This window comes from Capnocytophaga ochracea DSM 7271, from assembly GCF_000023285.1.
Taxonomy (GTDB): Bacteria; Bacteroidota; Bacteroidia; order Flavobacteriales; family Flavobacteriaceae; genus Capnocytophaga; species Capnocytophaga ochracea.
In genome coordinates, this window is the sequence record NC_013162.1 from 37333 (window position 1) to 57574 (window position 20242).

Here is a 20242-nt window from a genome sequence, read left to right on the forward strand (position 1 = left end):
TTGCTGAACAGCTCTTTTTAGTTATGAAAACTATTAACGATTATCGGTATAATGTAAAGTTGCCATAGAACTCACGTTTGTCGTATAATTCATCGTTCACCTCAATGATATACCAGTAGTCACCAGCTGGTAAGCTACGACCGTCGTAAGTACCATCCCAACCCTCTCCTGATCTGAGCAGTGCTACACGTCTACCATAGCGGTCGAAGATGTAGAAGCGAGCATTCACGTTGTTGTCTAAGTTTTTAGGTTTCCAAACATCGTTAATTCCATCGCCATCTGGGGTGAAGAAGTTCGGTACTTCAATGTCAAGATATTCTTTTTCTATCGTCATTGTACGTACGCAACCTTGTGCATCTTCCACCTTCACTTCTATGATTTTAATGCGTCTGCCATTATCTATTCGTTCAGGGTCATTATGCTTGATTTTGTATACACGGTTATCGCCACTATCTACTCCATTGAAGTAGTAAGTATAGCCCTTCACTGTGCTAGTTACCCCTCCTGTAGCTATCACTTCTATCGTATTGAGGGTAGTGTTGGTTACCTGACTCAATACAAGCGGAGTGATTTGGTCTACCGTAAAGGTCTTGCTTGTTGTACAATATCCTGTGATAGGAGCTACCGCAGTGTAATGTATATGAATAGTTTGAGTGCGGGTTGTTCTATCAAAGTTATCGATATAAGCTATATTACCTACCGTACGAGTAAAGGCTGTACGACTTGCCGTACCGTTAAGACTATAAGTTATCTTAGAGTAATCTACTTCTGTATTTCTGAAACGTACTATCAAATGGTCTACATAGTTATTAGTATTCATTTCACAAGTACCTTCTTGTTCTACATAGCTTATAGCTATATCAGGGAACTCTTCTACAGTAAAGCTGAGTGTCTTAGTCATCGTACACTTATTAGTATCTTGTATCACTACTTGATAATAAGTGTTCTTAGGTGATGGAGCTAATCCTGAGAACGTTTCTGATGAACCTGTTGTTACTCCTGATCGTCCGTCTATCTTTTGGTTATTATCCGCTCTCACGATATTCACTGTATAAGAACCTGTACCGCCTGCGATATTGTGAACTGTTACACTTCCTCCATTCTCACCATAGCAAGTAAAGAAGGTTGAGTTAGTCACATCAATATCAGCAGTAATAGGTTGCGGATTCGTAAAGCTATAGCTTCCTGCTACGGTTACTGAACAGTTCTTAGCATCTACTATATCCACACGGTAAGTACCTGGTTTAATACCTGTAAAGGTTGCTTCACCTTCATTAGTAGCTATTTCAGGTAAATCACTGCCCGTTGCCGATGTTCTCACTAAAATATAGTGATAAGGACGTGCTCCTCCTGTTACACCTGTTACTTTAAGAGTACCGTCATCAGCATCAATACAAGTGATTGGGGTTGTGGTTACTGAAATAGTAGAGGTATTGATACCACTATATGGGTCAATAGTCACACTCAAAGTACCTGTAGCGGTTGCACAGCCTAAGGCATCGGTTACTGATATAATATAGCTACCTGCGTCTAAGCCACCAAACTCAATTCCAGGAGCACCTGCTCTCACATTAGTTTGTACGTGTGGAGTACCACCTCCTACAGGAGTAAGCGTTACAGTAAAGGTTTCTTGACCTCCTACTACTGTTAAGGCAGCTACTCCGTTCTTATTAGCACAATCGACAGATACTTTTTGTCGAGCATCTCTCACTTCTATCTCAGCAGGGTTAGAAGGAATAGTAAAGCGTATTTTCGGTACTTTGCATCCTACTCCATTCACTGTTACTTCAATATCATATGAACCACCTTTCAAGTTCACAGTAAAGCTACGTGTACCTGCTGGTATCGTTGCCGAAGTAGAAGTAGCTACTGTAGCTCCCACTGAGGTAATGGTATAAGTATATCCATTTGCTGATTGATCGCCGTTAGAAAGATCAGTATCCACTAATCCGAGTGTGATAGAACCATTATCGTTATGGCAAACCGCTCTCACTGGGTTAGTTGATTCTATCGCAAAAGTATTAGGCTGTCTGATACTGTGTACGCCTGTAATGCTACAACCAGTACGTTCATTAATTACTTCTATTGTATAATTGCTATTACCAAAGCCACTTGAACCTGTAAGTGGTACACTAAGGGTAGTAGCAGTAGTAGAAGTAATAGCCACAAATCCATTATCAGTACCTCGGATAGTATAGCGCAATGGAGTGCCTGCTATATAAGTAGGCGTTACCGTTAAGCTAATATTTATCACTTCATCTACCACACAAGTTACTGAGGTAGTTGTGGTGATGCTCATTGAGGTAAGAGCAAAGGCAGGAGCTACTGTTACGCTAGCGGTATTAGTACTACAAGTGCCTGAAGCGTCTTTTATGCTTACGTAGAAGCTACCTCCATTGAGGTTTGTTAAGGTGTACTCAGTACCTGTACCTAAACTATTACCTGCTCCGTCAAAGAACTCAGTAGTATAAGGTGGTATACCTCCTTGTATCTTAGTTACGTCTACGCTTACTTTTGGTGTAGTCATTCCTGCACCTCCCTCACATACATATTGAGTAGCTGAAAGAACATCTGCATCAAAGCTCAAAGGCTCTGGTGAAGTAAGTATTGTTTCTACCATTGCGGTACAACCCGTACTATTAGTAACAGTTATTTGGTATCTTACCCCTTGCGTAGTACCTCGTAGCTGTGTAAAGGTAGCATTATGAGTTCCTGCGGTTGAAGGTGTAGTAGTTACCGTTACGTTGCTACCATCGGTTAAGTCTATGGCACTTGTAATTCTAAATGTATAGGTATCAGGGTCGGTAGGGATAGCTACGTCTATGCTTCCTGTTGGGGTAGCTGTGAGACCTAAGTTACATTTTTCGTTATAAGCTTGAGCTACTATAGTCGATGGGTCGATAGGTGTTGGGTCTACCACTTGAACTTCTTTCACAATAGGACAATCGCGTGTTTCAGCATCAAATATACTGATGCGGTAGGTAGCAGCTTCAGTTGGGTTGGTAATAGTTACCACACCACCTGCTGGCAAGGCTACATTCTCTCTAATAATTTCACCTGCTAACGAACCGTTGTCTAAACGCTCTAAGGTATAGCTGTATACACCTGTACCTCCAGTAGCTACTACGGTTATTTCAGCCGTAGGTGTAGCACACGTTTTTACTTTGCTCACGGTAGCCGTAGCAGTGATGATAGCCGTAGTACTGAATGTTGTACTAGTAGCACAACCATTCACATCTTTCACAACGATAGTGTGATTTACTAATGGGCTTACTTCTACCTCAAAGGCTTGATTAGCTATTGTCCAAACCACAGGCTGATCAGCACTACCATCTAAGGTGTAATAGTGGTTACCTTGACCTATCTGGTTGAGGGTCACTCTCACTGGTATCTTACCTGTTATATTGTTGTAGGCTTGGCAATTCAAGGCTGTAACATCCGATATTCTTGGTACATCAAACATTCCTATGGTTACAGTAGCGTGCTGTATACAGCCATAAGCATCGCTTACATATACATCCCAGTTACCTGCTGGCAAGTTGATGTAAGTAGAAGCTTGCGTAGTGCCTGTCATTACCGCTGGGTTATAAGCTCCACCTGCGGTTACATAACCGTAAGTATAGCTTGCTGTACCTCCTTTGATATTTAACCACGCTTGACCAAGTGTACTACAAGAGGCTTTCTGAGTAGCTATAGTAGATACTTGTAATGCTACCGCTGAGCGTTTTACTTCAAATGGGAAGGCTTTCACGCAACCTGTATTTTCAGTAAACTCAATATAGTATTTACCTGCTGGCAAGTTACTATTGGTGTTTTGTGTGGTATGGAACGGAGCTGTTACACTTCCTCCTGCACCTACTTGTTGGTGATTATCTTCTCTGAATATCTTCCAAGTAATAGCTGTTGTGCTACCTTGGAAACCTGTTAAGGTATAGCTTACTGTACCGTCATTACCTCCTGCACATTTCACATTGGCTACTTGTAAGGTAGCACCTAATGTAGAAGCCGTAGGCACTGGCATAGTAGCTTGTTGAGTATATCTACAACCTGTTGTGATGTTGTACACCACAAAGGTATATTGAACACCAGGTGTTAAGTTTGGTATTTTCACAGCTACTCCTGCACCAGAAGCAGTTCCTTTATACCAAGTATCAGTACCTCCATTGAGGTTAGAGGTCGTTACTTGTGTTGCTGTTGATGCATTTGGTGGATTTACAATTCCTGGGCGATATACAGCAAAGTAAGCATTGGTAGTTGCACTGAATGTAGTGCCATTACTTGCCTTTATAACCATACTACTTGTTGTTGTACAACTTGTAGGCGTTTCAGCAGTGATAGACATTACATTAGAATTAGGATTAATTACAGTGCTAAGTTTAGTTTCACAACTATTAGCATCGGTAATGGTAATATCATAATTACCATAATCCAAACCAGTGAACTCTGTTGGCATATTATTAGAAGCGGTTAAAGTATGTGTACTTTCATAACCGTTCAAGTTATTTCTCAAATGTACTGCAAAAGGTGGAGTACCTCCTCCATTAACAAGAGTTACAGTGATAGCCGCTAGATCAGCTGCTGCTGATGTACAGCCCATTTGTTTGGTAACCGCAGCTGTAGCAGTAAGTTGTGGTACTGCTCCTATAGTAAAGGTTTGAGAAGCCACACAACCACGATTATCGGTTAATTCAGCTACATAGTTACCTTGTGCTAAAGCAGTAGCTGATTGTACAGCTCCTCCAGTATCTTTAATCACTAAGGTATACGAAGCAGTACCTACATAGTAATCACTTGGTGTAATTGTTACTGAACCATTCGCTTTTCCACAAGTAGCTTTGGTAGTAGTGAACGGTTTCAAGAAGCGAGGTGAATCGCTTAATAAAGTGATGTAACGTTCAGCAGTACATTCGCTTCCGTCAGGTTTATAAGTTACTTGGAATCTAATAACAGTAGTAGTGGCTACACTCACTGCTACAGTAGCTTGTGAAGGAGCCGTAGCTATAGTAGTATAAGTTACACCATTATCTACACTGTATTTAAATTCTTTCATTGCTGTAGGGATACCGCCTTGTGCTGTAAGAGTGTAGGTTACACTACCTCCTTTACAATCAGCATACTGTTGGGTAGTAGGCGATACTTGTAATGTCAATGGGTCGTATACTTGGGTAGTAACAGTAGTACTACAACCAAATCCATCGGTTATAACAAAGGTATGGTTTCCTGCTGGCAAAGCATCAGGATATACATAGCTATTAGTGTTGAATGAATAGATAGCTCCTCCCACACGTTGTACTTTATAATTGCCATTACCACTGAGCATTGTAATAACTACTTTCTTCTCATCTCCTGTTCTATAACAGTAAGATTGAGGTTCGGCAGTCGCTGAAATAGTAGCTTTATCTTCAATCTCAAAAGTAGTTTCTGTTTTACAGCCATTAGCATCAGTTACTACTAAACTATAGGTTCCTGCTACAAGGTTATTAAACTCATAAGGGTTAGGCGTTTTAGCAGCTGGCTGTGGAGCACTTAAAGTACCTGTTACCAATCCCACTTGATACTGATAACCTGGTGTGCCTCCAGTAGCCGATACTTTTACTTTAGCCTTTCCACCATTGTAACAAGTTATTTTCTCCATTACTACGGCAGTAGGTACAATAGAGGTAGGTTCTCCTATCTTGTAACCCGTTTGTAAGGTAGTAATACAGTTGGGATTATTAGCATCTTGTACAGCTACTACACCGTTTTGAGTAGCACTTAATCCTGTAATGGTAAAGACTCCTTGTGCGTCAAGGGTAGTCGTAGTCCAAACTGCTTGGTGAGGGTCAATAGAATATTTAACAGTATTAGAAGCTGGATTTATTACTCTAATACGCACTTGTCCATCACTAGCACCTTTACAGCTTACATTCTTCTCAGCACCATATTTCTCAATACGCATTTGCTTAAATTTCTCAATATTCACTAATTGAGAAACTTGTGAAGCACAATATTGTGTAGCTTGCGCCACTTTAATATTATCCACAGCATAATCATTGCCTAAGTTACCATAACTTGCAGCCGCTGTATTTACAATCTTAACGATAAGAGTACCATCGGTAAGACCTGTCAATTCAGCTTCGGTAAAGGTAACACTTACATTCTTCCAGCTTGTAGCATTCACAGTGCCTACATTCTTGCCACGAAGCAGTGCTCCATCGCTCTTGTGTAATTCTACACTGAAACGAGGTGCTACTCCTGAAGTACTTGAAATAAGATTCAAGGCATCAAAACTTACAGTTATAGGAGTAAGAGCAGTTGCTCCTGTAATGCGTTTTTCATACACTAATTCGCTACTACCATTTCCTGCAATAGCCAAATAACGTCCTCCCGAAGGGTCAGTAGGCGATGGTACCCAAGAGGCATTAGTACCTACTTGTTTAGTAACTACATAATTACCATCAGCTAAGTCACCATCAGTCTTACACACTAAACCTGTAGTGGCTCCTGATAAGCACTCATTAGCACCTTTGCCAAAATCTTCTACGTATAGTACATTAGGCGTAGTAGCTGTATTCAAAGTTTTATAGTACACAGTAATAGAGTGCGTACCTGGCGCTAACCATCTACTGAAAGTATTACCTGCGATAGCTGTTTTACCACTACCATCTATACTGTATTCATAAGTTTGACTAGTAGTTGAAGCTATCGTTACAGTTACCATTCCATAACCATTATCACAACGATAAGTAATAGGGTTGGCAACGGTAAGAGTTGGTACGGTTTGCGCAACAATATTCACAGGGATAACAATACGGCAATCCTTGCTGTCTTTTACATACACATTTCCAGAACCTCCCATAAAGCCAACGTTGTTGGTTCCATAAGTAGTTTCTCCATCAAAACTATAACGGTAAGGAGGTGTACCTCCTGCAACATTGTTTACCGCTATTTTATATTGGTTACTTGCATCGCAATCTTTATCGGCTACTACTCCTGCAAAAGCTCTAAGAGGATCTTTAGTAGGAGCTATTACAATAGGTTTCTGACTGTAAGTACATATATTACCCCCTACATTCGATTTCATTTCTATCTCATAGCTTCCTGCGGGCAAACCAGTAAATAATCCTCCTGAACTTGTCTTGAAAGCAGGTGTGATGCGATTACCATTATTATCTAACTTATACAAGTTAATAGTACGATTTTGGTGTTGGCTACCTGCTGGGAATATCATATTGATATGTCCACTATTAGGATTGCTTTCGCACTCAATTTCTTGAGTTACCGACAAGGTATAGCTATGTGGATCTGGTGGTGTAATCGTTACCTTGTTAGACAAAGCAAACTTACCATTATCCATATCACCTACTATAAATACATACTCTCCTACTTGGGTAATATTTGGTACATCTACATCTACGCTTGTTTGGTGTCCTAACTGTAATGCAATAGGTGTAGCAGAAGCAATTGCCGTTTGTTCGTCAGCAAATTGTTGTACTCCATTGATACTCCAAATATAGAAACGATAAGTAGGTTTACCTCCTTCAGCTTTAAGTTGTAATTTAGCAGTGTTACAATCTTTCCAACCTTTGAAGGCAGCAGTCATTGTCATTTCAGTGAGCTTATCTATCGTTACATTACCATTATACTCACAACCTGGTATTTGTACTGAGGTAACCTTAATATCATAAGTATCTTGTCGCAAGTTAGGAATACGATAATCATTTGTATTGATATTGTCAGTTCTTAGAAGTACAGCTCCTTTGTAGATTTCTACCTTATAGTTTACACCACTAGTGCTAAGAGTTAATCTCACTGAACCTTGTGAATAGTTTGTTTCATCAATCTTATCAGTAAGGTTACCACTTAGTCCTGCTGTAAATACTTCAAAATAGAAGTTTTCATTACAATCTTTCAAGTGTAAACGATATTTACCAGCACTATTAGCTGTAAAGGTAGCGTTAGAATGTACCGGATTCCAACAATTATCATCGGTATTGCGACAATCAGGAGAAGCTTCTGTACAACCTCCGCTCCATTGTTGCCATTCAAAAGCAGTGTTTTTATAGCTTACCCTAATATTCTTACTTCCTCCTTGACAGAAGTAGAAGTGGCTTGTCCAACTACCATCACCAGGACAAGTTACCCCTATATTCTGAGCTTGTGCGCGAATAGGGTCGGTAGTAGGTGAAATACCTTGATAGTTGATAGTTTCTACTGTTACTACTGAAACTCCCTCGCAAAAATTCGTTTTCTCTACCTTATAAACACCTGGTGAATTAGCAACGATTGATTGTTTTGTTTCTCCTGGTAGGAGGTTTCCATCCTTATACCATTGATAACTTGTAAAGCCTCCTACAGCTTCAAAAGTCATCGCTCCAGTACCACAGAACACTTCCTGACGATTGCAATCCGTTGTATTTATGGTGATTGTTTTAGTACCTGCTTCCGTTTGTTGATTTCCTGTACAACCTGCAGCTCCTCCTTCGTAGTCTATATTCATAGACGTTTTCAAGAAGTTCTCACAAGGTTTTAAAAAGTCATTACAATCGCCTACAAGTTTAAGAGGAATACGAATCACACGAGCAGGGTCTCCTGCTTTAAGTGTAGATTGTAATTGTACGCCTCCTGCTATACCTCCTATCACAAACTGATAGCTCTTAGTAGCATTATTATAGCTACTTTGAGGAAGAGGATTATTCACTGTGCCATCACCTGCCCCATTAAGGTCAGGGTTACCATTAGTAACTACGGTAGTATTAGCAGGAAGTTTTACATTTATAGTTGCTTTATTGATATTTTCTAAACCGTCGTTCTGATAAGTAAGTACATAGAAGAACTCCTGATTAGGGGTCAACTGAGTGATAGTATTTCCCGAAGTATCAGTATAACGATGGCTCGATTTTAGTTTAGTAGCGTTAGATTTCACTGTTACAGTGAAAGAACAACTAATAGTATTTCCCTTTACATCAGAAAACGCATAGGTAACGGTATGAACTCCTATATTAAAATAATATGGAGGTGTATGACTCTTTGTAGTAGTGATAGTACCACTACAAGTGTTATAAGCCGAAGGCTCTTGCCAATTTACCGATTTACCACAGGCTCCCTGATCAGCAAAAACTGTAATATCATTAGGACAAGGTGTTCTAAACTTAATGGCATCACTTCCTGAAGCCACCTGTACAGTAGTAGATTTAGTGTATACTTTAGCATTACCACAACCTATACCTGGTTTCAAGTTATATTCAGCCAAATAGTGAGTAGTGGTCGTAATATCCTCAGAGAATGAAGGTCCCGATTGAAGTGGAGACGAAGTAGTTTTTTGTCCATTAGCATCAAGCTTAAACCATCGGATATCAAAAAGATGTCCTGATACTCCAAGAAATACTTTAACTGTATTAGTTTCGCATAATCCTGATTTATCTACTAATAAATAAGGATCAAAATCACCAGTACTATTTATCTCAATATCTTTATTTACTGTTTGGCAACGGTGAATAGTCCTCACCATATAGTGCCCCATAGGTAAATTAGAGAAAATATGATAATATTGGTTTTGTGACTGCTGGTAAGTTGCTTTTTTTACAAAAGTAGTTTGAGTAGAAGTAGCACTCGGTTTAGAGTACAGCTCATAGGTAACAGGGAAAGCCACTTGCTGTCCTGTTAAATCTACTGAAATCATACCAGTATTGCTACCACTATTACATACTGCAGGGTTTAAAACAGGATTTAATTTCACCACATCTCCTATAGTAATCTCTCCATAATCTTTACTATCTCCTATATATGGAGTAGTGGGATCTCTTAAATCAAAAGAAGTATAATTACCAGAACTACCAGGAATAAAACCAAAGCTTCTAAATTTATAACCTTGGTAAATATCAGGATATACCCTATATTTTCCTGGTAATAGGTTTGAAAAAGTCCCTCTATGTCCTGTTTTATAAGTATTAGTACCATCTACTTTTACAGGTTCCCAACTACGTCTACCATTAGCGTCTTGTACTTCTTTTTCTAAATAAACTCTTTCTGAAAGAGAATTATTATATACAGAACGACCTAAATCATAGTTTATCTGTCCTATTTCACAATCACGTTCATATTCTAATTTAGGAGTATAACGAGTTGCGGGTAAGAAAATATCTTTTGTAGTTGTATTATTACAAACATCAGTAACAGTAATTCTGTAATTGCCAGAAGGCAAATTGGTATAACCCAATGAACGACTAGAAGGCATCGTATATTCTATTGGATAGGTAATGGTACGTGTAACAGTAGCCGACCAACTAATCTTACCTTGATAAGTTACCGATTTTGTACCATCTACAGGAGCTATCTTAAATTTTAATGGGTAGTAAAAACCACTACCTAAATTCTGGAATAGAAAAGCTCCTGTTCCCTCATAAGAACCATAACCAGCTGGACGTAAGTTTTCCCAAATTTTATCAATCGGATTAGGAGATGTTTCTTTATTGTATATTACCTTTACTTCCGAAGTACAAGTACCTTTACAAGTAGACGGGTCAGTATAAGTAAGGCGGTAAAGTCCTTCTCCTGTACCTCCGCTTAAAGTAACAAGCCCATTATAATAAGGAGTTGTTGTCCACTGAGCTTTTCCTGAACTTGCCCCTACTGTACCCTCTTCTAAAGGAACATTTACCCAAGGACCTGCCGAGGTACCACTAGTACTTCGCTCTAATTTAAAGTTTTGTATCTTTTGCTCACTAGGCCATTCTACACGATAATCGTAAGTTCCTCCATTTAAATTAGGTAATTTTCTATTATCATAATATTTTATTTCATAAAAAAACTGTAATAGTTTTTCAATAGCTCCACAAGTACCTACTTTATGTCGTTCATATGAACGATTGCTTGTATTTAGTACTTCTGAAGAAGGACAAGAAGGTGTTGCTACTTGGTTGTCGTCCAATTTAACTCTTTCTACAATAGTATTTTTAGGTCCTTTTATAGTAATCTGTATTTCATCACCTTTACGCAGCTCGTGTGTATCTACTTCTACAGAGGTATTTCCATCATACTTAAGTTGTATTTTTTTATAGCGACGGCTTAAAATGCGTATTTCTGCATTTCCCTGCTGATTAAAATGATCTCTAAGTACTTCTCTACTCGCATAAGCGGGCAAAACAGCTCCTTTTTCCTTATCAACAAGTTCAATTTTAATCTTAAACCTATCGCAGTTTATTCCCAATCTGGTGAGATAACGCTTATTTGTTTTTATCTCAATACAATCAAAATTCTTTGTATCAGCAGGTATCTGTATATTCGGAAAACGACGTGTTTCCCCACAATCATTGTGTACATTTGTAATATCTCTTATTTGTACTTTTATAGTACTATTCTGAGGAATTCTATGTCCCGCATTACCTCTTACTTCTATATAGTTATTACCTATAGGGCGAGTAAAACTTTGTGCAGGAACAAGTACTTGGTCATTCATATCAAGTAAAGTTACCTCAAAAGGACCAATTCCTCCACTAGGTATTCGGAATCTTACTCCTCCATTATCCTTTCCACAAGTAGGAGCTAAAGCCTGCAAGTTCTGGATATTCATTATCTTATAGCTAGAAATAACCTTTACGCTTTTAGCTTCAGAGTTCCCATTTTTCGCATCATATACTGTTACCGTATAGTTACCAGGATTTAAACTAGTAAAAGTATATTGCCCTGAGGTACCTCCTGCCATTCTCTCTAAACCTGAATCAGTTCCGTAACCCTCTAAGCGTACAAAATAACCTTCACTACCAGGCGCAGGACAACCCGAAGGAAGAGGTGATACTGGCTTTGCCTCTACCTTTAGCTGTGCATCGGAGTAACAAGTACCCGCCGTAGGCGTTACTTTTATGTCTATACATTGAGCTGACGCAACTCCTGCGAACATCAAAAACAAAATTGCTGATAAAAACTTTTTCATTATCATTAGTTATTAAACTATGGTATATAAAACTGCTATTCTTAAAACTAATATGTATATTATGTATACAGAGTTAGTGCGACAAAAGTAATCTTTTTTTTTTTAATTACACATCATTAAAGTATATATTTTTACGTTTTTAAATCAAAAAAAATATAGGTTTTTCATTTCCAATATTTTACACTATGTTAAAGTCTTGTTAAAGTTTTACCCAAATACATTTTAGATGTTTTTTAAGTTGTAAAAACTTTTCTTTTTGCAGAAATAAAATACGACTTCAATAATATTTTATCTAACAAATAATATAAGACACATTAAAAATATCTATAGCGTTAAATTAAATATTGCTAAATTACTTTACATAAAAAGTGAAGAGATGTTTTCTATTTACGGCTACCTTCCTCGTGCAGAGAAAAAGCCCCAAATTTGACCCAGTTATTTTAAGAAGTTAGGCGTAATCAGTCTTTAAACCAGACTAATTACGCCTATTTTGTAGCGGGAACTGGACTCGAACCAGTGACCTTCGGGTTATGAGCCCGACGAGCTACCTACTGCTCTATCCCGCGATTTCTGGGTGCAAAAGTACAACCTTTTTTTTATATACCAAAATTTTTTAGGTATTATTTTTTATACTTTTCACTCTTCTATATATACTCTCTTGATTCTGTGCGCCATAGAGGTAATAAGTTCATAAGAAATTGTCCCTGCCGATTCAGCTAATGTCTCAGCTGTATGGTCTTTATCAAATACAATTACCTCTCCTCCCTCTTCACAAGGAATATTAGTAACGTCTACCAATATCATATCCATACACACATTACCTATAATAGGCGCCTTCTTCCCATTGATAAATACAAAGCCTTTCCCCTTACCGTAAATACGGTTGATTCCATCAGCGTGACCTACCGGTATAGTAGCTGTTTTAGTAATATGGTCAGCAATGTAACCGCGATTATAGCCTAAACTATCACCTACTTGCAAAGTGTGTATTTGTGAGATAACGCTTTTGAGAGTCATAATAGGCGTAAGATATTGTTGTAGCTGAGCGTCATTGGCAAAGCCGTACATTCCTATACCACAACGCACCATATCAAACTGAGCGTGGGCATAATTCAGTATACCTGAAGTATTACACTGGTGGTAAATTACTTTATGAGAGAAAGTTTTGTTTATCTTTTCTTGGAAAGCAATAAAAGTCTTAATCTGATTTTCAGTAAACTCTTTCTCATTCATATCCTCTGAAGCCGCTAAATGAGAATAAGCCGTTTTCACTGTCACCGTAGTATTATTTTTTAACAAAGCGAGCACTTCATCTATTTCATTTAAATCAAACCCCAAGCGATTAAGCCCTGTGTTACATTTAAGGTGCACAGGATATTTTACCAAATGGTGTTTCTCAGCATACTCCAAGAATAACTTTGTAATACGCTGTGAATATAATGTCGGTTCTAATTTATATTTTACAATATCATCAAAATTAATAGGTTGTGGGTGTAACACCAATATAGGAAGTGTAATACCTGCTTCTCTCAAAGCTTTACCTTCGGAAGTGTAGGCAACTGCAAAGTAATTCGCCAATCCTTTCTTTTGCAAATGTAAAGCTATAGGCACCGAATTATTCCCATAAGAGGAAGCTTTTACCACTCCCAAAAACAAAGTTGTAGGTTTGAGTCGGCTTTTTAAGTAAAGAACGTTTTTTTCTAAGGCGGTAAGGTTAATTTCTAAAACGGTTTCTTCTGTTTTCATTTATTCTTCAATTTTTCTAACATTAATCTTGTTTGCTCTGAAAGTACTAATTTTCCTGAAATAGCTGCGTTATTTATGAGTTCTTGTTCCCAATGCTCAGTGTGTTGCCAAGTGATGCGTTTCATTTCTGACAAAGCTACTGGGTTGGATTTCAGAAGCGTAACTATAAAAAGGTCTATCGCTTCGTCCATATCTTTTGTATTTTCGAACACGCGAGCAATCAACCCTTTCTGTTGAGCCCAATAAGCACTTTTCCATTGGTCAGGAGCCATAAAAAGTTCGTTGAGTGTTGCTTGTCCGGCTTTACGTAAGATTGCAGGAGCAATCACAAAAGGACCTATGCCCAGTGAAAGTTCCGATAGCTTGATACTCGCTGTTTCGGTAGCAAACACATAGTCTAAGGTAGCGAGTAAGCCCACTCCTCCGCCAACAGCCTTGCCTTGAGCGCGCCCAATAATAAGTTTTTTACAGCGACGCATCGCCAAAAAAAGATGCGCAAAGCCCTCAAAGAAACGTTTTCCTTCTTCTTCATTGCTAACGGCTAAGAGCTCGTCAAAAGAAGCTCCTGCACAAAAAGCTCTATCTCCTTCACTCTTGAGAAGTATAATGCTTACTTCTTCATTTTCAGAAAGCGCATCAATTTCTTTGGTAAGTCTGTTTAGCAACTCCAAAGGGAAAGAGTTCGCATTAGGATGTCCAAAAGTAGTAACAGCCAGTTTTTTATCTATTTTCGTATACAACGAACCTTGCAATCTATCAGTCATTGTTATTATAAATTTATGGCAAAAGTATAACTTTTTTCGCAAATAGGTTTGGTAATTAGAAAAAATATTTTACCTTTGCGCTTGCAAACGGGGATGTAGCTCAGTTGGCTAGAGCGTTTGGCTGGCAGCCAAAAGGTCGTGGGTTCGAGCCCCATCTTCTCCACAAGCAAAAAAGATGATTAAAAGTAGAACTTTTAATCATCTTTTCTTTGTTTATTCTTCTTCTGTCTGCGAAGCTCACTCTGTTTATCTTTCGTCATTCCTTCGTTCATTGTTCATTTGCCCGTGCGGCTCGCACCGTTTATCCTTCGTCATTCCTTCGTTCTTTGTTCATTTGCCCGTGCGGCTCGCACCGTCTTTTGTTCGTCTTTTGTTCGTCTTTTGTTCGTCTTTTGTTCGTCTTTTGTTCGTCTTTTGTTCGTCTTTCCTTCATCTGCCCGTGTGGCTTGCACCGTCTTTCATATAAGTTTTCTATAAGCTAAGCATACCTTATTCTGGCATTATTGGCATTATTGACATTATCGACGTTATTAGTTTTTCTCTCATTTCCTTATCAATAAAAAAATCCGACTTATCACTAAGTCGGATTTTTGTATAATGTAGGTAGTTATTAACCACCAAAGTCGTCGAAACGAATGTTCTCATCGGGCATACCAAAGTCTTGACCCATTTTCTGAACGGCTTTGTTCATCATTGGAGGACCGCAGAAGTACAATTCTATATCTTCTGGAGCTTCGTGTTTGCTCAAATACTGTTCAATTACAGCGTTGTGAACAAATCCTAAGAAGCCATCGCCTTCAGGATCATTAATATCTTTCTTCACTTTCCAGTTGTCTTCAGGTAGTGGTTCAGAAAGTACAATAAAGAATCTAAAGTTAGGGAACTCGCGCTCTAATTCACGGAAATGTTCTACATAGAACAACTCGCGTTTTGAACGGCCTCCGTACCAATAAGTAACTTTCCTATTAGTTTTTAAGGTTTTAAAAAGGTGATACAAGTGCGAACGCATAGGCGCCATACCAGCTCCTCCTCCTACATATAACATCTCAGCGTTAGAATCATTGATGAAGAACTCGCCATAAGGTCCTGAGATGGTTACCTTGTCCCCTGGTTTACGTGAGAAAATATAAGAAGAAGCTACCCCAGGATTTACGTCCATCCATCCTCCTTTAGCTCTATCAAAAGGAGGCGTAGCGATACGCACATTCAACATTATACGGCGTCCCTCTGCTGGATAGGAAGCCATAGAGTAAGCACGCTCTGCCAGTTCTGGATTCTTCATTACAAGAGGCCATAACTTAAACTTATCCCACTCCATTCTGAACTTATCAGGCTCTCCTGGGTGTTCTTTAGGGTGTGCAGTGATATCAATATCAGAATATTTCACTTCACAAGCAGGAATTTCAATCTGAATGTATCCTCCTGGTTTGTAGTCCATATCCTCTGGGAGTTCTACCACAAACTCTTTAATAAACGAAGCCACATTATAGTTGCTCACTACAGTAGCTTCCCATTTCTTGATACCAAACACTTGTTCTGGTACGCCTATTTGCATATCTTGTTTTACTTTCACTTGGCAAGCTAAACGCATACCTTCTTTGAGTTCCTTCTTTGTAAAGTGAGGCGTTTCTGTAGGAAGAGCCTCTCCTCCTCCCTCATACACGTGGCATTTACATTGTAAACAAGACCCCTTACCACCACAAGCTGATGGCAAGAAAATCTTCTCGTTACCCAAAGTAGAAAGCAATGAACCGCCGATAGGCACTTCAATTACTTTGTCTTTATTAATTGTAATTTTCACAGGTCCCGATGGGGTTAGTTTCTGTTTTACGTAAAGCAAAATAGCTACTAACAGCAGGATTATTACCAATAATCCTATTACCGTTACCGTAATAGTTGTTAATATTTCACTTGCTAATATCATTGCTTAAATCTTTTGTGTTATGAGCTAATTTATCAGTTTTAACTTCTTGTTGGATAGTAGTCTCTTGTTTAGGAGCTTCTTTAGCTTCCTTTTTGCTGCTACCACCTGTAAGCATACCACCAAAACTCATAAAGCCGATAGCCATAAGCCCTGTAGTGATAAAGGTGATACCCAAGCCACGCAAGGGTGCAGGTACGTGTGAATAACGTATTTTCTCACGGATAGCTGCTAACGCTAAGATAGCAATAGCCCATCCCAATCCTGAACTGAACCCGTAGGCTACTGAAAGACCAAAAGAGTGAATAGTTTCCTCACGTGATTGCATAAAGAGTGACCCTCCCAAGATAGCACAGTTTACGGCTATCAAAGGCAAGAAAATACCCAACGAGTTATATAACGATGGAGAAAATTTCTCTACAATAATCTCTACCAACTGCACCATCGTAGCTACAGTGGCAATGAATAAGATATAGGTAAGGAAGCTCAAATCATAATTAGCATACTCTGGACCTAACCAAGCTAAAGCACCTTCTTTGAGGATATACTGGTTCAACAAGTAGTTCATAGGTACGGTAAGAGTCTGTACAAAAATAACGGCAGCTCCTAAGCCTATGGCAGTAGATACTTTTTTAGACACAGCCAAGTACGAACACATACCCAAGAAGGTAGCGAAAATCATATTCTCTACGAATACCGATTTAAAAATCAGTGTTAAATATTCTAACATTTTCTTTTCTTTTTAAATGATTAATGACTGTCTTCTATCAAGGCTTTATTACGTGAACGTTGTACCCACACTACTATACCGTAAGTTACTAATGCCATAGGCGCTAACAACATAAAACCGTTGTTTTCATAGCCCCAAGCATATACACCTGTTTTCTTAATAGGGTCTCCTAATACTTGGAAACCGAGCAAAGTGCCTGAACCTAATAGTTCACGGAAGAAGGCGACAATAAGCAAAGCGATAGAATAACCACCTGCATTACCAATAGCATCTAAAAATGATTTACCCGGAGGATTACCTAAAGCAAATGCCTCAAAGCGTCCCATCAAAATACAGTTAGTGATGATAAGCCCTACGTATACCGATAGCTGTTTGCTAAGGTCGTACACATAGGCTTTCAGCACAAAGTCCACCACGATTACCAAAGCAGCTGCTACAATTAGCTGGGCGATGATACGAATTTTTGGTGGAATCACATTTCTAAGCAAAGAAATGGTTACGTTACCCATTACAAGCACAAAGGTAAATGAAAGGCTCATTACGATAGCGGCTTTCAGCTGAGCTGTAATTGCCAAGGCTGAACAGATACCTAACACTTGTACTGTTACGGGGTTGTTATCCCATAGAGGGTCGGTTACTAATTTTGTATCTTTTTTTGATAGTCCCATAGTCTCTTATTTGTTTAAACTTTTAATATAGGATATATAAGGCTCTATGCCATCGCTTATCATCGCTTGCACTCCATTACCAGTAAGGGTAGCTCCTGCAATAGCATCAATTTTCCCATCTTCTTTACGTTTATTTTCAGGATCGCCATTGCTTTTTGAAATTTGAATGCTTTGGAAGTTACCTGCGGCATCCAATAAATGTTCCCCGATAAAGTCGTCCATAAAGAAACGTTCTTTGATGTTAGCTCCTAAACCAGCTGTTTCTCCTTTATGGTCGAAGAAAACGCCACGTACAACAAGATCTTTATCTACGGCTATATATCCCCAAATAGCATCCCACAAACCACGTCCATTTACGGGAATGATGTAGAGTGTAGTTCCATCTTTTTCACCTACATAAAGAGGCAAACCTTCACGATGACCGTTGAAATTGATAAGGTCATTAGCACCTTCTACTTTCTCAGCGGTATTTCCTTTGATAAGGTATTGTTCTTTCACATAGTTAGGGAACTCTTTTTCAGCATCAGTTGTAGAAAGAAACTCTACTTTACCTCCTCCAAGCTCACCTTGGTTGTGATTTACGCCCATAGCGTAGAGAATGTTTTGTTTCTTTTCTAACTTTTTATTGTTACTGATATCGCTGCTCAATGCTGATGAAATACCAGCGAGCAAAGCTCCTACGATTACCACCATTATAATGGCGAAAATCACTGTATACGAATTACTTTCTGTTTTTACTGCCATAATTTATGCGGTTTTAGTAACTGTTTTTAAACGTTTTTTACGACGAGATACATTAGCTTGTACTACAAAGTGGTCGATAGTAGGAGCTAGTACGTTCATCAATAGGATAGCGAGCATTACCCCTTCAGGATAAGCTGGGTTGAAGCAACGAATAGCAATAGCGATGAAACCTGCTAAGAACCCGTAGATATACTTACCTGTATTGGTTTGTGCTGCTGTAACTGGGTCGGTAGCCATAAATACAGCTCCAAAAGCTAAACCTCCAATGAGCAAGTGCTGATAAGCTGGCACACTCCAAATAGTGTAGAACTGAGTACCTACCATACTTGGTGCTAAAGCGTTGAAAATAGCTCCCATTACCCAAGCTCCTACAAACATACTCACCATTACACGCCAAGAAGCGATTTTGGTATAGATAAGGAATAAACCTGCTAATAGAATAAGAATTGTAGAAGTTTCACCTACTGAACCTGGAATAAACCCGAAAAGGAGGTCAGAATCGGTGTAGTGAATAGGGTGCCCTTGTGCCAAGTTACCTAAGATAGTTTCACCTGAAACTGCATCTAAGTTTGCACCTGCAGCAATTTCTTTAGAACGACCTAATACGCCAGTTACCCATACTTTATCCCCCGTCATTGAAGTAGGATAAGCAAAGAATAAGAAGGCACGAATGGTAAGTGCAGGGTTTAAGATATTCATACCTGTACCCCCGAATACCTCTTTACCAATGATCACTCCAAAGGCTACTGCTACAGCAAGCATCCAAAGTGGAATATCTACTGGAACGATAAGAGGTACTAACATACCAGTTACTAAGTAACCTTCTTCTACTTCGTGACCGCGAATGGTAGCAAAGATAAACTCAATGCCCAAACCTACTACATACGATACTACTACAAGAGGAAGTACTTTTATAAAACCAATACTAAAGTTTGTCCAGCTCCAAAAATCACCACTACAGAAAGCTAAGCCTTCGGCGGGGTGTGTTAAGTGACCGAAAGCCACTTCGTGCTGGTAACCTGTATTGAAAATACCGAAAATCAAACAAGGAATCAGTGCCAAAACCACCATATTCATTGTTCGTTTTAGGTCGTCAGCAGCCTTAATGTGGGTACCTCCGTGGGTTACCTCATTAGGCGTATAGAGGAATGTGTGGAGCGCATTGAAAGTCGTCTCCATCTTCGTTCCTTTATACTTTTCTTTTAATGTATTTAATTTACTTTTTAAACTCATTTTCTTGATGATAAGTAATTATTCTTTTTTATTGATTTGCGAATTAGTTTTAAAGCCCAATCGTAATGACCTGACGTTGCCGAAACTAAATAAGAGCCTAACGAAGTGGTCTTCGTCCAAGGATATCTTTTCTTTGTAAAAAGTTCCTCATCAGTATGGCTTTCTATAATATGAAAAACTTTACTATGTGAATCTTTAAACAGAGAAAACATTTCAGAAAACGGTACATTTTGGCAACTCTTCCATATCTCTTGGTTTAATTTAGGAGTGTCTTTCATAGTGTAACCCTCTTTGGGTATTTTGGGTTTACCCCCTTTCATTCCTTCCTCATACCAAGATAAAAAAAGCAAATGCCAATGATATAAATGCCCAAGTACATCTCGGAGATTTCGATTCATTGTCCCCTTAGGAAATTCCTTTTCTCGTTTGTCTTCGGGAATAGTATCAATCAAAGAAATCAATTCATCGTAATTTCTTTCTGCTGATACTACAAGCCCTAATTTAGATTGCGGACGTGCCATAATG

General features: G+C 38.8%; 10 protein-coding genes and 2 tRNA genes. 1 reads left to right on the forward strand and 11 read right to left on the reverse strand.

The window, feature by feature from the left end; translation table 11 throughout:
- Nucleotides 1–40: 40 nt before the first annotated feature.
- The 4 genes from COCH_RS00175 to COCH_RS00190 form a co-directional block, all read right to left on the reverse strand.
- Nucleotides 41–11917, reverse strand: a complete 11877-nt coding sequence (locus tag COCH_RS00175; protein ID WP_012796840.1) for a T9SS type B sorting domain-containing protein — start codon at nt 11915–11917, stop codon at nt 41–43.
- Nucleotides 11918–12404: 487 nt separating this feature from the next.
- Nucleotides 12405–12477, reverse strand: a tRNA-Met gene (locus COCH_RS00180).
- 70 nt (nt 12478–12547) lie between these two features.
- On the reverse strand, nt 12548–13657 hold the full coding sequence (gene alr, locus COCH_RS00185; RefSeq protein ID WP_012796841.1) for an alanine racemase: 1110 nt from the start codon (nt 13655–13657) through the stop codon (nt 12548–12550).
- Nucleotides 13654–14421 carry an enoyl-CoA hydratase/isomerase family protein gene (locus tag COCH_RS00190; RefSeq protein ID WP_012796842.1) on the reverse strand — a complete coding sequence of 256 codons (768 nt, stop codon included), beginning with the start codon at nt 14419–14421 and terminating at the stop codon, nt 13654–13656. The genes alr and COCH_RS00190 overlap by 4 nt, the downstream gene beginning before the upstream one ends.
- Nucleotides 14422–14510: 89 nt before the next feature.
- On the opposite strand from COCH_RS00190, the gene COCH_RS00195 reads away from it, so the two are divergent.
- Nucleotides 14511–14584, forward strand: a tRNA-Ala gene (locus tag COCH_RS00195).
- 148 nt (nt 14585–14732) lie between these two features.
- Here COCH_RS00195 and COCH_RS12100 read toward each other — a convergent pair.
- The 7 genes from COCH_RS12100 to COCH_RS00225 form a co-directional block, all read right to left on the reverse strand.
- Nucleotides 14733–14873, reverse strand: a complete 141-nt coding sequence (locus COCH_RS12100) for a hypothetical protein (RefSeq protein ID WP_167524716.1) — start codon at nt 14871–14873, stop codon at nt 14733–14735.
- A 158-nt stretch (nt 14874–15031) separates the two neighbouring features.
- Nucleotides 15032–16345, reverse strand: coding sequence for an NADH:ubiquinone reductase (Na(+)-transporting) subunit F (nqrF, locus tag COCH_RS00200; protein ID WP_012796843.1), 1314 nt, complete (start codon nt 16343–16345; stop codon nt 15032–15034).
- On the reverse strand, nt 16329–17072 hold the full coding sequence (gene nqrE, locus COCH_RS00205) for an NADH:ubiquinone reductase (Na(+)-transporting) subunit E (protein WP_009410221.1): 744 nt from the start codon (nt 17070–17072) through the stop codon (nt 16329–16331). The genes nqrF and nqrE overlap by 17 nt, the downstream gene beginning before the upstream one ends.
- A 20-nt stretch (nt 17073–17092) precedes the next feature.
- Nucleotides 17093–17740: an NADH:ubiquinone reductase (Na(+)-transporting) subunit D gene (locus tag COCH_RS00210; protein WP_009420940.1), complete on the reverse strand. Its 648-nt coding sequence runs from the start codon at nt 17738–17740 to the stop codon at nt 17093–17095.
- Between the two features lie 6 nt (nt 17741–17746).
- Complete coding sequence (locus COCH_RS00215; protein WP_012796844.1) at nt 17747–18484, reverse strand: Na(+)-translocating NADH-quinone reductase subunit C; 738 nt, start codon at nt 18482–18484, stop codon at nt 17747–17749.
- Nucleotides 18485–18487: 3 nt separating this feature from the next.
- Nucleotides 18488–19717, reverse strand: a complete 1230-nt coding sequence (locus tag COCH_RS00220; protein WP_012796845.1) for an NADH:ubiquinone reductase (Na(+)-transporting) subunit B — start codon at nt 19715–19717, stop codon at nt 18488–18490.
- Nucleotides 19714–20238: a ClbS/DfsB family four-helix bundle protein gene (locus COCH_RS00225; protein WP_012796846.1), complete on the reverse strand. Its 525-nt coding sequence runs from the start codon at nt 20236–20238 to the stop codon at nt 19714–19716. The genes COCH_RS00220 and COCH_RS00225 overlap by 4 nt, the downstream gene beginning before the upstream one ends.
- Between the last annotated feature and the right edge of the window lie 4 nt (nt 20239–20242).

Coding starts and splice junctions, on each gene's coding strand:
- COCH_RS00175 (WP_012796840.1), bottom strand. CDS start 11,917: ATGATAATGAAAAAGTTTTTATCAGCAATTTTGTTTTTGATGTTCGCA.
- alr (WP_012796841.1), bottom strand. CDS start 13,657: ATGAAAACAGAAGAAACCGTTTTAGAAATTAACCTTACCGCCTTAGAA.
- COCH_RS00190 (WP_012796842.1), bottom strand. CDS start 14,421: ATGACTGATAGATTGCAAGGTTCGTTGTATACGAAAATAGATAAAAAA.
- nqrF (WP_012796843.1), bottom strand. CDS start 16,345: ATGATATTAGCAAGTGAAATATTAACAACTATTACGGTAACGGTAATA.
- nqrE (WP_009410221.1), bottom strand. CDS start 17,072: ATGTTAGAATATTTAACACTGATTTTTAAATCGGTATTCGTAGAGAAT.
- COCH_RS00210 (WP_009420940.1), bottom strand. CDS start 17,740: ATGGGACTATCAAAAAAAGATACAAAATTAGTAACCGACCCTCTATGG.
- COCH_RS00215 (WP_012796844.1), bottom strand. CDS start 18,484: ATGGCAGTAAAAACAGAAAGTAATTCGTATACAGTGATTTTCGCCATT.
- COCH_RS00220 (WP_012796845.1), bottom strand. CDS start 19,717: ATGAGTTTAAAAAGTAAATTAAATACATTAAAAGAAAAGTATAAAGGA.
- COCH_RS00225 (WP_012796846.1), bottom strand. CDS start 20,238: ATGGCACGTCCGCAATCTAAATTAGGGCTTGTAGTATCAGCAGAAAGA.